Source organism: Micromonospora profundi, from assembly GCF_011927785.1.
In the GTDB taxonomy this organism is placed as follows: Bacteria; Actinomycetota; Actinomycetes; order Mycobacteriales; family Micromonosporaceae; genus Micromonospora; species Micromonospora profundi.
Map to the genome: position 1 here is coordinate 209,693 of NZ_JAATJK010000001.1, position 13,797 is coordinate 223,489.

Consider the following 13,797-nt stretch of genomic DNA (forward strand, 5'->3'; position numbering starts at 1 on the left):
TCAGCGGCTCTCCTGGCGGGGGAGCACCACCTCGCGCAGGATCAGCTGCAGCGCGGCCACGGTCGGGATGGCGATGAGCGCGCCCACCACGCCCAGCAGCGCCACCCCGAGCAGCGCGGCCAGCAGGGCGGCGACCTCGTTGACCTCCACCGAGCGGCGCATCACCTTCGGGTAGACCAGGTAGTTCTCCACCTGCTGGTAGATGAGGAAGAAAACCACGCAGGCGATGCCCACCGGCAGGCTGGTGGCGAACCCGACGAGGCTGACGATCACCGCGCCCAGGGTCGCGCCGATCTGCGGGATCAGGTCGGTCACCGCCACCACCACGGCCAGCGCGAACGGGTACGGCAGCCCGACAATCAGCGCGAAGACGAAGGTCGTCACGCCGGCCAGCACGGCGATGCTCAGCGCGCCCACCATGTAGGCGCCGACCTTGGCCAGGATCTCGTCGCCGATCAGTTGCACCCGCTCGCGCCGCGACCGGGGCGCCAGCGAGTAGCCCAGCGAGCGCAACCTGTCGAAATACACAAGGAAGTAGATGGTCAGCACCAGCACGGTAAGCGTCCGGAACGCCGTACCGAAGATCAGTTGTGCGCCGCCGAGGACCCCCCCGAGCGCGCGGCCGATCGTGTCCGCGTTGGCCGCGCTCTGCACCCGCTCCACCACGTCGTACCGCACCACCAGGTCATTGACCGTCGGATTGCGGCGCAGGTCCTCGACGTAACTGGGCAACTGTTCGATGAACTGCCCGGACTGCGTCAGGATCGGCGGGACCAGCGCCACCACCCCACCGCAGAGCAGCAGTACCACGGCCAGGGCAACGACCGCGACCGCCAGGCCGCGCGGGGCACCCCAGCGGCGCAGTCGCACCACCGCCGGGTTGAGACCGACCGCGAGGAACAGCGCGATCACCACAAGCACCAGGATGCCGCCGGCATTGCGAATCCCCAGATAAAGGGTGTACGCCAGCAGCACCCCCAACGCGCCGGTGAAGCCGAGCAGGAAGCTGCTGCGCCGCAGCGGACGCCCAGGCGTACCGAACCTGCCCGACGGGGCAGCCGGCAGGTCCTCCGGCTCAAAGTCCGGCACCGGCTCCCGGCGAGGCGTCTCGGTGCCCGCCGTCTGGTCGTGGGCCGCCTGGTCGCGGGCCGTCTGGTTGTGCGGCGTCTCGCTCTGTGGTGTCTTGGGTGGTGGGGGACCGGGCGTGGCGGCCTGGTCGTCGGCGGGCTGGCCGTGCTGTGGCACCAGGGACCTCCGGATCAGCAGCGGGACGACGGGCGGCGGTCGCCTCCCGGCGAGGCAGCGCGTCAGCAGAGTGACACTTCATCGTTGCCACCGGCCACGAGGTCGTCAAACGTGGTGCGCCAGGTGCCGACCTCGACCACCGTCACCTCATGGTGTGGTCGCTTGGGTCCGCACCGGCACGTTCCCACATATACGTGATACCTGAGAGTCATCAAAATGACTCTCAGGTATCAGGCCCACCAGGACAGAACCAACCGCCGACACCCATCCGCCCCGTGCCATCCCCAAAGGGGCGTCGGAACCAGGAGTCCCGTCGATCATGGAGTTGTGGTGCCCCACGAAAGGTGCGGAAATGCCTAAATCGGCCACCACAACTCCATGATCGACGCGGGGTCGCGGGGTCGCGGGGTCGCGGGGTCGCGGGGTCGCGGGGGCGCCGGGCTGTGGGGTCGCCGGGTTGCGGGGTGTGAGGGGTCTGCTTGCCTTTCGTTTACGTGTAGTTGCTGGTACCTCTCGCGTGTCCGGAGGCGAACCCACCGCCGCGCCGCGCTGTTCTGCGGCGGTAGCCGTTAGTCCTTTTCGATCTTGACCTTGCTCGGCTTGGCGCTGCGCTCGTCGGTGGTCGGCTTGCTGGGCCGCTTGCCGTTCTCACCGGTGCTGGTGATCTTGGTCGGCTTGGTGCCTCGGCCACCTTCGCCGGGCACTGCGGCCACTGTCGGCTCGCCGTCCACGCCCGCGCTGGCCGCGGCGCCGTCGACCGTGGTCACCGGCTCGGCGACCGGCCGGGTCGTCGACTGCCCGGACCCATCAGGCGTGGCAACCACTGGCTGTCCGACCGGTCGGGTCGTCGACTGCCCGTCCGCGTCCGCTGAAGCGCCCACCGGTTGCTTGGCGTCGGCGGGTTCGGCCTTAGGACCGGTGGTCGCGTCGGCGTCGCCGTTCACCGTGGGCACAGGCGACCCGTCGCCGTTCATCGTGGTGGGCGCAGCCGGCCTGTCGCCGTTCACCGCGGCGGCTACAGCCGAGCCGTTGGCGGTGGTCGGCGCGGTCGGGCCGTCGATCGGGCCCGTGGCGCTCTGCAAGCGCAGCTCGGCCATCTGCCGTTCGAGCTCGTCGGACTCCTGGCGGGCCTTCCACGTCTCCTGCCGCAGGTCGGCGAGTTGCTGCTGAGCCTGGGCGATCTCCAACATGACCTGGGCGAGCTGCTGCCGGCCGGAGGCAGCCTCCTGCTGCGTCGCCGCCAGGTGCTGCTGCGTGGTGGCCAGGTGCTGCTGGGTGGTGGCCGCGTACTCCTCGAACTGGCGGCGGGAAGCCGCCACGTGCTCGTCGGCCTTGCGGCGCTTGTCGCCCGCCTCGGTCTCGGCCCGGCTCAGCAGCTCGGCGGCCTCGGTCTCGGCCCGCTCGCGCATCGCCGAGGCGTCCTGCTCGGCGGCCAGGCGGATCGCGGCGGCGCCCTGCTCGATCTCGTTCTTGCGGCTGGTGTACTCGGTCTCCAGCTCGTTCTTACGGGCCGAGTGCTCGGCTTCCAGCTCGTCGCTGCGCGCGGCCCAGGTCGTCTCCAACTCCTGCTGGCGGCCGGTGAACGCGGCCTCCAGCTCCTGCTGGCGGGCCTTGTGCTGCTTATCCAACTCGTCGCGGCGCTTGGCGAACTCCTGCTCGGCGGTGGACCGGCGCTGGGCCAACTCCCGGTCGGCCGCCTCCCGCCGGGAGTTGACCTCCTGCTCCACGCCGGCCCGCCACGCGCCCAACTCCTGCTGGGTCTGCGCCCGAGCCTGCTGCACGTACGTCTCGGTCTCGGTGCGCATCCGCTGCACGTACGCCTCGGTCTCGGCCCGGCTGCGCTTGGCCGACTCCGACGCCTGCGTGGTCAGACGCTCCGCCTCCTGCTGGGCTTTGGCCCGGGTGGCCCGGCCCGCCATCGACGCGTCGTCGATGATCTGCTTGGCCTCCTGCTGCGCCTTCGCGTGGGTCGCCCTGCCGGCCTCGGTCGCGGTGTCGGTGAGCCGCTTGGCCTCCTGCTGGGCCTTGGCGTGCACCTCCTTGGCCGCCTCCCGCAGATCGCTGGCCTCCTGCCGCGCCGTGGCCAGCGCCTCGCGGGCGGCCTCACGCAGCTTGGTGGCCTCCTGCTGGGCGCGGGTGTGGATCTCCTTGGCGGTGTCCCGGAGTTGGGTGGCCTCCTGCTGGGCCTTGGCGAGCTCGTCCTGAGCCGTCTTGCGCAGCTTCGCCGACTCGTCCCGGGCCGACCGCAGGGTCTCGTCCGCCTCAGCGCGTCGAGCGGCGCTGTGCCGCTCCTCCTCCTGGCGGCGGGCGGCGAGCGCGATCTCGAAGTCCTTCAGCGCCCGCGCGGCCTGCTCGCGGGCCTCCTCGATGATGTGCTCGGCGGCGGCGCGACGGCCCTCGATCTCCTCGTTCGCCGCCGACAGGATCTGCTCGGCCTGCTCCTCGGCGAGCGTGAGGATCGACTCGACGCGCGGGCCCAGATGGCGGAACGAGGCGCGGTCCACAACGTTCATCTGCTTGCGGACCTGCGTCAGATCCCGCTGGAGCACCTCGACCTGGCCGGCCAGTTTGTGGATCTGTGTATAGGCCTGTTCCCGTTCGGCGGCGAGGGTCGCGATCTCGTGCTCGGCACGCGCGACGTACCGGTCGACCTGTTTCTTCTCATACCCCCGCAGAGCGGACTCGAAGCTGGGCTCCGTGGTCACGTCCCCGCCGAGAGCGAACAGTTCCTCGCCGTGCGACATGCCCCCATCCTCACACGCATCGGACCCTGCTGGGGCGATACGGACGCCCCTTGTGGGACCTACTTCACTTGGTCGCGAGCCCGCGATGCCAGTGGGTGGGAAACGCACACGGCGCGAGGTCACACCGGTTACCCGGTGTCACCTCGCGCCGTCGATGCCCCGCCCTGACGCCTCGCGTCAGCCAGCGGTCTCCGCGGTCACCCGCTCCTGACCGCCATCGGCCTTCTTCGCCTCCGGCTTGGCCGCCGGGGCGGCAGCCGCCGGTACGCCGGGAACGATGCCGGCGAGCCCGGAGAGCATCTGACCGAGCTGCGAGGTGACGGCGTCCTTCTGCCGGGTGAGGTCCTCGACCTCGCGGCGGGCAGCCTGGGTGGTCAGCTCGGCCTCGGTGCGGGCCTCGGTGAGCAGGCGCTGCGACTCGGCCTTGGCCTCGTTGAGCGTCTTCTCGGAGTGCGCCTTGGCCTTGTCGATCGTCTCGTTGGCGTGGCGCTCCGACTCGACACGGCGGGCCTCGGCGCGCTGCTCGATCTCCTTGGCGCGCTCCTGCGCGGCCCGGGCGCGCTGCTCGGCCTCGCTCACCAGCTTCTGGGTCTGCGCGACCTGGGCGGCGTGCCGCTCGGACTCCTCGCGCTCGGCCTTCTCGCGCCGCTCGGCCAGCTGAAGCTCCAGGGCCTGGAGGTCCTTGTCGCGCTTGTCCCGCGCGTCGGTGAGCAGCTTGGTGGCCTCGGCGCGCTTCTCCTCGGCCTCGCGGGCGGCCTTGGCCCGCTGCTGGGTGATCTCCCGCTCGGCGGTGGCCCGGAGGGTGGCGACCTCACGCTCGACAGTCGACTTCAGCTCGGCCACCTCGTGCGCGGTGACCGTACGCAGCTGCTTGGTCTCGCGGTCCGCGTCAGCGCGCAGCGTGTCGGCCTCGCGGCGGGCCTGCACCCGTACCTCGGCGGCCTCGCGCTCGGCGGCGGTGCGCAGGTTTCCGGCCTCGCGCTCGGCGCTGGCCTTCATCGCGGCGGCTTCGGCGCGGGCCTTGTCCGTGATCTCGCGGGCCTCCAGGCGGGCGGCGGAGAGGATGCCCTCCGACTCGCGCTTGGCCTCGTTGCGGTGGTCGTTGGCCTGCTCCTCGGCGAGCCGCAGGATCTGCTCGACACGGGTGCCGAGGCCGGACAGGGTGGGCCGGCTGTTCTCTTCGAGCTGCTTGTTGGTGTCCGTGAGCTTCTGCTCGAGGGCACTCATGCGCTGCTCGGCCTGGCGGAGCCGACGCTGGGCGTCGTTCATCCGCTGCTCGGCCTCGGCGCGGGCCTGCTCGGACTGGGTCAGCGCGGCCGTCATCCGGCCGATGAAGTCATCGACCTGGTGAGTGTTGTATCCGCGCAGGCCAACGGTGAAATCTGGCTGCGAGTTCGCGTTATCGAAGAACGCGAGAGGGGAGGACTGCTGCTGGGGCATTGGGACATACTGGCAGACGCCCCAGGGTGCTTCGCAAGAGCGGTGCGGAGCTTTCGTGTCCTCTTTACATGGTCAACTCACCTGCTCGGTGAGGTCGGACCAATGGGCGATCTTGGCAGGTCCCGGGCGGGACGGACGCCACGCAGCGTGAGGAGAAAAAGGGCCACCGGTACGCCCGGTGGCCCTTTGTTCGATGCGGAACGGCATCCCGCTAATGGGGGCGCAAGAACAATGGCCGATCACCGCATTGGTCATCCGGTCCTCGTCCATCCGGCCGGCGACTCGACAGGTGGCCCGGTCGGCGTCCCGTGGCGGCGTCGCCCCTCACTGCCCCCGGAACCTGTTGATCGCCTCCTCGTGGCGGGCGCGCAGTTCCCCGTCGCGGACGCCAAGCCCGTCGGTGGGTGCGAGGCAGCGCACGCCGACCTTGCCCTGGTGGGCGTTGCGGTGCACCTCGTACGCCGCCTGACCGGTCTGCTCCAGCGGGTAGGTGCGGGACACCGTCGGGTGCACCTTGCCGAGCGCGACGAGACGGTTGGCCTGCCACGCCTCGTGGTAGTTGGCGAAGTGGCTGCCGACGATCCGCTTGAGGTGCATCCACAGGTAGCGGTTGTCGTACTGGTGGTTGTAGCCGCTCGTGGACGCGCAGGTGACGATCGTGCCGCCCTTCTTGGCGACGTAGACGCTGGCGCCGAACGTCTCCCGGCCCGGGTGCTCGAAGACGATGTCCGGGTCCTCACCGCTGGTCAGCTCCCGGATGCGCTCGCCGAAGCGGCGCCACTCGTCCTGGTCCTGGGTCTGCTCGTCCTTCCAGAACCGGAACCCCTCGGCGGTGCGATCGATGACCAGCTCCGCGCCCATCTTGCGGCACAGTTCGGCCTTCTCCGGCGAGGAGACCACGCAGACGGGGATCGCGCCGCCGTTGAGCGCCATCTGGGTGGCGTACCCGCCGAGGCCGCCCGAGGCGCCCCAGATCAGCACCACGTCACCCTGCTTCATGTTGGCGCCGTGGTGCGAGACGAGCTGCCGGTACGCGGTGGAGTTGACCAGACCCGGGCTTGCCGCCTCCTCCCAGGTGAGGTGTCGCGGCTTGGGCATCAGCTGGTTGGCCTTGACGATGGCCAGCTCGGCCAGCCCACCGAAGTTGGTCTCGAAGCCCCAGATCCGCTGCTGCGGATCGAGCATGGTGTCGTCGTGCCCGGCTGCGTCCTCCAGCTCGACCGAGAGGCAGTGCGCGACGACCTCGTCGCCGGCCGCCCAGCGGGTCACGCCGGGCCCGGTGCGCAGCACCACGCCGGCCGCGTCCGAGCCGACCACGTGGTACGGGAGGTCGTGCCGCCGGGTCAGCTCGGAGATCCGGCCGTAGCGCTGGAGGAACTTGAAGGTGGGCAGCGGCTCGAAGATGCTCGTCCACACCGTGTTGTAGTTGATCGCGCTGGCCATCACCGCGATCAGCGCCTCGCCCGGCCCGAGTTCCGGAGTCGGCACCTCCTGCACGTGCAGTGCCTTGCGAGGGTCCTTGTCCCGGGTGGCCATGCCCTCGAACATCCGGGCTTCCTCGGCGCGGACGACCACGCCCCGGTAGCTCTCCGGCACGGGCAGACCGGCAACGCCGGCGAGCTCGCGGTCCGGATCGTTCGATTCCTCCGCCGCCATGATCGCTTCGAGGATGTCCTGCACGGTGACCTCCGGTTAGTCCGCACCCGCACGGGCCCGGGTGCTGCCATCGTCGGCGCCGGTGGGCACGACCGCCATGTCGTCATTCGACACATCCGGCACCCTTCGCGCTCCTGTGGGGCGGGACGTTACTGAACGGTAGCTAGGGCGGGAAGCTTCTGTGAAAAACTGCATCGGCCGATGCGTGAAGGTGTCCGACGATCCCGCGAACCGCGCACCGACGTGCTTGCGAGGGCCCGACCTGCGGGTGCGGGGCGCGACGCGCGGCCGGGTGGGCGGCCCGGAGACGACAACAACGTCAGGGATGTGGTTGCCTCGCTGGCGGCGGAGGCAACCACATCCCTGACGTTGTGGGGTCCTGCGCGATCGTTGCGCGGCGTCGGCGCCGCCTCAGTGGGTGGTGGCGGCCGGTTCGACGAGTTCGACGAGTACGCCGCCCGCGTCCTTGGGGTGCACGAAGTTGATCCGGGAGTCCGCCGTGCCTCGCCGCGGGGCGTCGTAGAGCAGTCGCATCCCCCGGGCGCGCAGCGCCGCACAGGCCGCGTCGATGTCGACCACCGTGTACGCGACCTGCTGCACGCCCGGCCCGCTGCGGTCGAGGAACTTGGCGATCGTCGACTCGGGGCTGAGCGGGGCGAGCAGCTGCACGCAGCCGCCCTCGGTCGTCGGTCCGACGGCCAGCATCGCTTCTCGGACGCCCTGCTCGGTGTTCGTCTCGGTGTGCACGCACCGCATCCCGAACGTCCGCTCGTAGAAGTCGATCGCGGCGTCGAGGTCGTGCACGGCGATGCCGACGTGGTCGATCTTGCGAAGCCCGATGTCTGTGACGTAGTCCGCACCGGGCTCGACGGGGGAGTTCTCTGCCATGGCGTTAGTCTGACCGAACCATCGTTCAGGCGTACAGCTCGGGCACCCCCCTCGGAGGCAGGCATGGCTTCGGTGATCGTCAGCGGCGCGCGCACCCCCATGGGGCGGCTGCTGGGCAACCTCAAGGACCTTCCGGCCACGAAGCTCGGCGGGATCGCGATCAAGGCGGCCCTGGAGCGGGCCGGTGTCAGCCCGGACCAGGTCCAGTACGTGATCATGGGGCAGGTGCTCCAGGCCGGCGCCGGTCAGATCCCGGCGCGGCAGGCGGCGGTCGAGGCCGACGTACCGATGTCGGTGCCGGCGCTGACGATCAACAAGGTGTGCCTCTCCGGCCTGGACGCGATCGCTCTCGCCGACCAGCTCATCCGGGCCGGCGAGTTCGACATCGTGGTGGCTGGCGGCATGGAGTCGATGACGAACGCCCCGCACCTGCTGATGGGCCAGCGCTCCGGCTACAAGTACGGCGACGTGGTGATCAAGGACCACATGGCCCACGACGGGCTCAGCGACGCCTGGGACTGCTGCTCCATGGGTGAGTCGACTGAGCGGCTCGGCACGAAGCACGGCATCTCCCGCGAGGAGCAGGACACCTTCGCCGCCGCCAGCCACCAGCGGGCTGCCGCCGCGCAGAAGAACGGCCACTTCGCCGAGGAGATCACCCCGGTGCTGATCCCGCAGCGTAAGGGCGACCCGGTGGTGATCAGCGACGACGAGGGCATCCGCCCGGACACCACCGCCGAGTCGCTGGCCAAGCTGCGTCCCGCGTTCACCAAGGACGGCACCATCACCGCCGGCAGTTCCTCGCCGATCTCCGACGGCGCGGCGGCAGTGGTCGTCATGAGCAAGGCAAAGGCCAACGAGCTGGGGCTGACCTGGCTGGCCGAGATCGGCGCGCACGGCAACGTGGCCGGTCCGGACAACTCCCTGCACTCCCAGCCGTCCAACGCGATCAACCACGCCCTGAAGAAGGGCGGGCTGAGCGTGGAGGACCTGGACCTCATCGAGATCAACGAGGCGTTCGCGCAGGTCGGCATCCAGTCCATCCGTGACCTCGGCATCAGCGCGGACAAGGTCAACGTCAACGGCGGCGCGATCGCGCTGGGCCACCCGATCGGCATGTCCGGCGCGCGGCTCGTCCTCACCCTCGCGCTGGAGTTGAAGCGGCGCGGCGGCGGCACGGGCGCGGCAGCGCTCTGCGGTGGCGGTGGCCAGGGCGACGCGCTGATCATCCACGTGCCGGGAAACGCAGCGGCCGACAAGTGAGCGCGACGAGGAAGCCGGCTTCGCGGGTCCCGCGGCAGTCGACGAAGATGGCACAGTGAGCGAATCGGTCGACAACGTACCGGCGGCGGCCACCACATCGGTGCGCCGCAGCCGGGACGTACCGCAGCTTGTCGAGCGGGCCCGCACGGGTGACCCCCGCGCGGTGGCCCGGCTGATCACCCTGGTGGAGAACGGCGACGCGCTGCTGCCGGAGATCGCCGCCGCCCTGACGCCGTACGCCGGGCAGGCCCAGGTTGTCGGTCTGACAGGTTCGCCCGGGGTGGGCAAGTCGACCACCACCAACGAGCTGGTCCGCGCGCTGCGGGCGCGCGGCCATCGGGTCGGCGTGTTGGCGGTCGACCCGTCCAGCCCGTTCACCGGCGGGGCGATCCTCGGCGACCGCGTACGCATGCAGGACCACGCCACCGACCCGGGCGTCTACATCCGGTCGATGTCCAGCCGTGGGCACCTCGGCGGGCTGTCGGCGGCGACGCCCCAGGCGGTCCGGGTGCTTGAGGGTGCCGGCTGCGACGTGGTGCTCGTGGAGACCGTCGGCGTCGGGCAGGCCGAGGTGGAGGTCGCCTCGCTCGCCGACACCACGCTCGTGCTGCTGGCGCCGGGCATGGGTGACGCCATCCAGGCGGTCAAGGCCGGCATCCTGGAGATCGCCGACGTCTTCGTTGTCAACAAGGCCGACCGGGACGGCGTCGACGCCACCGTCCGCGACATCCAGGGCATGATCGCCCTCGGTGAACGCGGGCCGGGGCAGTGGCGGCCGCAGGTCGTCCGCGCGATCGCCGCCCGGGCCGAGGGCATCGACGACATCGCCGCCGCCATCGACAAGCACCGCGGCTGGCTTGTCGAGCACGGCGAGCTGCGCCGCCGGCAGGAGGCGCGGGCCGCCGCCGAGATCGAGGCCATCGCGCTCGGCACCCTCCGCGCGCGGATCGGTTCCCTGCGTGACGGTACGGAGCTGCCGACGCTCGCCGCCCAGGTGGCCGAGGGCAGCCTCGATCCGTACGCGGCTGCGGACGAGCTGCTCGCTCAACTCGCTCGCTGACCCGGTCGGTACGCCGGCGACGGTCCACGTCAACCGGGACGTATCGGATCGGCAGCGCCCGATGCGCCGGCCTCCGTCGCTCGTACGGCAGTGGCACCCGCGCCCACAGACGACCATCGCTGCGGCTTTAGTAGGCTCGCGGCGCGCGGCCGGAAGTGCGGCTGTCACGCAGCGGGCTGACGAGACGGTCGGTCCACAGTGCGTCGGACCAGGGGAGAATCGATCATGACGGACGCGGTGGAGAACGCCGGTGGAGTGCAGGCCGCAACGGGCGCGGCCCGGGGCGTCACGTCGGTTTCCGACGAGGTCGTGGAGAAGATCGCCGGAGCCGCGGCCCGTTCCGTGCCCGGTGTCGCCGACCTCGGTGGTGACGTGGCCCGGTTCTTCAACACCATCCTGGACAAGGTCGGCCTGGACGAGGTGGGCGACGCTCGCCGTGGCGTCTCGGCCGACGTGAAGGGCAGCTCGGCGGTCATCAACGTGGTCCTGGTGATCGACTCCGGTCACGTCGTGACCGACGTGACCGAGGCGGTACGGGCCGCAGTGATCGAGGCAGTGGAGAAGTACGGCCTGACAGTCACCGAGGTCAACGTCACTGTGGACGACATCGAGATGGACAAGCCGGGAGCGGCAGCCGGAGCCTGAGGTGTCGGTACCCGTCGGCGAACCGGAGGCGGCGACGTTTCTGCCCCCCGCGTGAACGGGCGGGACCCTAGACTGGTTGCTCACGCTCTGGTTTCCGTGCGTCACGTCCCGGTCCGAACGAAGCGGTTGCACGCCTCGGCGAGCATGGCCTGCGGGCTTGCGACAGCGGAGCGGGGCCTGCCTTCCCGGCGGGGGAATGACCCGTACCGTGGTGCTCGGCGGCGCCCGGCCGCCGCGCGTCGGGAGGTTCACCATGCCCAAGGGTGCCCCGTTCGCCCCCGTGCGCACCGTGAAGGCGTACGAGGGGATCGTCCGGCAGGTCGAGGACCGGATCGCCGCTGGCGACCTGCGGCCGGGCGACCGGTTGCCGAGCGAGCGCGAGCTGACGACTCAGTTCGATGTCAGCAGGTCCACGGTGCGTGAGGCCCTCCGTGTCCTGGAGAGCAGCGGTCTGATTCGTTCGCGTCCCGGTGACCCCCTCGGGCCTCAGGTCATCGCCTCGACCGCCTCGGCGATGCGCAAGTCCTTCGCCCGCGTCGTGGCCAGCCGCCGGCTGGGCGTGGCGGAGCTGCTGCAGTTCCGGATGCTCATCGAGTCGGCTGCCGGTTCCGTGGCGGCCCGGCTTGCGTCGCCGTCCGAGTTGGACGAGCTTGAGCAGGCGCTCGTGGAGATGCGGGATGCCGTGGCCCACGGGTACGAAGCCTTCAGCGCGGCCGACGTCCGCTTCCACGAGCACGTCGCCAGCTTGTCGGGGAACGAACTGCTTGTGCTCTGCCTCGACGCTGTCCGGAGCATGGTGTTGGATCTGATCTCCACCAAGCTCGCGGAGGCCCCGGACCGCGAGGCCCTCATGGAGCGCACTCTGGCTCACCACCGTCGGGTCCTCGATGCCATGCGAGCGGGGGAGGCCGAAGAGGTCGCCCGGCTGACCCGCCAGGAATTGCACCATTACTACGCGGAATATGTGCAAGAGCATCGACGGTCGATGGTGGACGTATTGCTCTGAAAGCCGGGGCTGCGCACCAACTTTTACTGATTTGGGCTTGACCTTGAAATGAGTCGAGCTCTTCCGCTCAACTGGTCTGACCAGTAGCCTCCCCAGCATCGCTCCTCGTGGCCACGCGAGTGACACCGCTGTTGACCAAGGCATCGTTCGCCCACCTCAGTGGACGTTCGCACTGTTTCGCATGGGAGAAGCTCCATGAAATCGTCCAGAATCGCGGTACTCGCCGCGGCAGCCCTGGCATGCCAGGGACTTGTGCTCGTCGGCGCAGCGCCCGCATCCGCCAATCCCGCCGCCGGCGCGCCTGGCGCTCACAACGCCATCACCGACGTCCCCGGCATCCATGTCGGGCAGGTCCAGTCCGACACGGCCCCGTACCTGACCGGCACCTCGGTCGTGTACATGCCGACGATGTCCGTGGCGAGCGTGGACCAGCGCGGCGGTGCCCCCGCCACGAAGGAAACCGACCTGCTCAGCCCGCTCAACTCCAACCCCGGCGTCAACGCGATCCAGCTCGGCGGCAGCAGCATGTACGGGCTGTCCGCCACCAACGGGATCATCCGCTGGCTGGAGGACCGGGGCGAGGGCGTTCGCGTCGGCGCCGGAGGCGTGGCCCCGATCGTGCCAGCCGCGGACATCTTCGACCTCGGTCGCGGCGGTGACGCCAAGGCGCGTACGTCCGCCGAGTGGGGCTACCTCGCCGCGCAGGCCACGTCGGCCGGCCCGGTCCGGCAGGGTGGCGTCGGCGGTGGCACCGGTGCCCGCGGCGGCGGTATGCGTGGAGGCGTCGGCACCGCCAGTGTCCACCTCGGTGACGGCATCTACGTCGGCGCGATGGTGATCGTCAACCCGGCCGGTTCCCCTGTCGACCCGGCCGACTGCACCCTGTACGGCGTCAAGTACGGCATCGGCAACGAGTTCGCCGGCTACAAGGCCCCCAAGAAGAAGGAGTGCAACCCGAGCGGCGCCTCGGCTGCCGCCGAGCAGCCGGCGAACACCACGATCGCCGTGGTGGCCACCAACGCTCCGCTGGAGAAGGCCGCTGCCCAGCGCATGTCCGGCAACTCGCACGACGGCATGGCCCGCGCCATCAGCCCGATCCACACGCTCGGCGACGGCGACACCGTCTTCGCGGTGTCCACCGGCAAGGGTGAGGCGCTGCAGATCAACGACCCGGCCGACAGCCGCCAGCTCAACGCCATCTTCAACGCCGGTGCCAACACGCTGGCCCGCGCCATCGCCAAGGCGGTTCTCTCGTCCGAGAGCATCGGCAACACCACCAGCTACTGCGACCGCTACCCCTCGGCGTGCAAGGGCATGAAGCAGCTCAAGCAGTGGCGTACCCAGGGCGAGGCGCCGACCGTGACGCCGGAGACCTTCGCCCAGGCGTCCCAGGCGCTGGCGCAGACGCCGGTCCCCGCGCCGGTTGCCAAGGAGAAGGACAAGGGCAAGGGCGCTGCGGCCAGCAACGGCGCCGCTCCGGCGTCCGACAACTCCCGTGAGTCGTCGCGGGAGGGCATGGTCCTCACCGCCGGCAGCAGCGACGGCGGCCCCGGTGCCCCGACTGGTGCGACAGTGGCGCTGTTGGCCGCGGTCGTCCTCGGCCTCGGCCTGATGGGGAGGCATGTGCTGGGACGCCGGCGGCTGCTGCCCTGAGCCGGCTCCGCTGACCACGCACTGTCCACTGAGCTTCACCACGTCGCGCCTCTAGGTGCGCACGACGATCGAGGCGGGTTCCGTCCACCGGACGGAGCCCGCCTCGCTTTCTGCGTCGGGTCACTGGGGTCCTACCGATGATGCGGCCCGCGATCTCGATGGTCAGGGGCCCGGCAAGTGCGCTGCCGAGGCCGGCC

General features: G+C 70.4%; 10 protein-coding genes. 5 read left to right on the top strand and 5 right to left on the bottom strand.

Features of this window, described 5'->3' with window-relative positions; genetic code table 11:
- The 5 genes from F4558_RS00965 to mce all read right to left on the bottom strand — a co-directional run bounded on the left by F4558_RS00965 (window position 1) and on the right by mce (window position 7,973).
- Window positions 1-1,089, bottom strand: coding sequence for an AI-2E family transporter (locus F4558_RS00965; protein WP_167947154.1), 1,089 nt, complete (start codon window positions 1,087-1,089; stop codon window positions 1-3).
- 725 nt (window positions 1,090-1,814) lie between these two features.
- A complete protein-coding gene (locus tag F4558_RS00970) occupies window positions 1,815-3,989 on the bottom strand; it encodes a coiled-coil domain-containing protein (RefSeq protein WP_167942923.1) in 2,175 nt (724 codons plus the stop codon).
- A 177-nt stretch (window positions 3,990-4,166) separates the two neighbouring features.
- The gene (locus F4558_RS00975) at window positions 4,167-5,429 is read right to left on the bottom strand and encodes a cell division protein DivIVA (protein WP_053653121.1); all 1,263 of its coding nucleotides are present in this window, start codon (window positions 5,427-5,429) and stop codon (window positions 4,167-4,169) included.
- A gap of 324 nt (window positions 5,430-5,753) precedes the next feature.
- Window positions 5,754-7,109 (bottom strand): crotonyl-CoA carboxylase/reductase, encoded by a 1,356-nt coding sequence (gene ccrA, locus F4558_RS00980; protein ID WP_053653120.1) that lies wholly within the window; start codon window positions 7,107-7,109, stop codon window positions 5,754-5,756.
- Between the two features lie 387 nt (window positions 7,110-7,496).
- The gene (gene mce, locus F4558_RS00985) at window positions 7,497-7,973 is read right to left on the bottom strand and encodes a methylmalonyl-CoA epimerase (protein WP_053653119.1); all 477 of its coding nucleotides are present in this window, start codon (window positions 7,971-7,973) and stop codon (window positions 7,497-7,499) included.
- 63 nt (window positions 7,974-8,036) lie between these two features.
- Here mce and F4558_RS00990 point away from each other — a divergent pair, with 63 nt between their 5' ends.
- The 5 genes from F4558_RS00990 (at window position 8,037) to F4558_RS01010 (ending at window position 13,600) form a co-directional block, all read left to right on the top strand.
- A complete protein-coding gene (locus tag F4558_RS00990; protein WP_167942924.1) occupies window positions 8,037-9,236 on the top strand; it encodes an acetyl-CoA C-acetyltransferase in 1,200 nt (399 codons plus the stop codon).
- 55 nt (window positions 9,237-9,291) lie between these two features.
- Entirely contained in the window at window positions 9,292-10,296 is a 1,005-nt protein-coding gene (gene meaB, locus F4558_RS00995) for a methylmalonyl Co-A mutase-associated GTPase MeaB (RefSeq protein ID WP_053653117.1), read from the top strand.
- Between the two features lie 225 nt (window positions 10,297-10,521).
- Window positions 10,522-10,941 carry an Asp23/Gls24 family envelope stress response protein gene (locus F4558_RS01000; RefSeq protein ID WP_053653116.1) on the top strand — a complete coding sequence of 140 codons (420 nt, stop codon included), beginning with the start codon at window positions 10,522-10,524 and terminating at the stop codon, window positions 10,939-10,941.
- Between the two features lie 208 nt (window positions 10,942-11,149).
- The gene (locus tag F4558_RS01005) at window positions 11,150-11,947 is read left to right on the top strand and encodes a FadR/GntR family transcriptional regulator (protein WP_231639947.1); all 798 of its coding nucleotides are present in this window, start codon (window positions 11,150-11,152) and stop codon (window positions 11,945-11,947) included.
- Between the two features lie 195 nt (window positions 11,948-12,142).
- A complete protein-coding gene (locus tag F4558_RS01010; protein ID WP_167942925.1) occupies window positions 12,143-13,600 on the top strand; it encodes a P1 family peptidase in 1,458 nt (485 codons plus the stop codon).
- The last annotated feature ends 197 nt before the right edge of the window (window positions 13,601-13,797 follow it).

What these genes read in the sequence shown, in the direction of transcription:
- F4558_RS00970 (WP_167942923.1), bottom strand. Translation starts at nt 3,989, where the DNA reads ATGTCGCACGGCGAGGAACTGTTCGCTCTCGGCGGGGACGTGACCACG.
- F4558_RS00975 (WP_053653121.1), bottom strand. Translation starts at nt 5,429, where the DNA reads ATGCCCCAGCAGCAGTCCTCCCCTCTCGCGTTCTTCGATAACGCGAAC.
- mce (WP_053653119.1), bottom strand. Translation starts at nt 7,973, where the DNA reads ATGGCAGAGAACTCCCCCGTCGAGCCCGGTGCGGACTACGTCACAGAC.
- F4558_RS00990 (WP_167942924.1), top strand. Translation starts at nt 8,037, where the DNA reads ATGGCTTCGGTGATCGTCAGCGGCGCGCGCACCCCCATGGGGCGGCTG.
- F4558_RS01000 (WP_053653116.1), top strand. Translation starts at nt 10,522, where the DNA reads ATGACGGACGCGGTGGAGAACGCCGGTGGAGTGCAGGCCGCAACGGGC.
- F4558_RS01010 (WP_167942925.1), top strand. Translation starts at nt 12,143, where the DNA reads ATGAAATCGTCCAGAATCGCGGTACTCGCCGCGGCAGCCCTGGCATGC.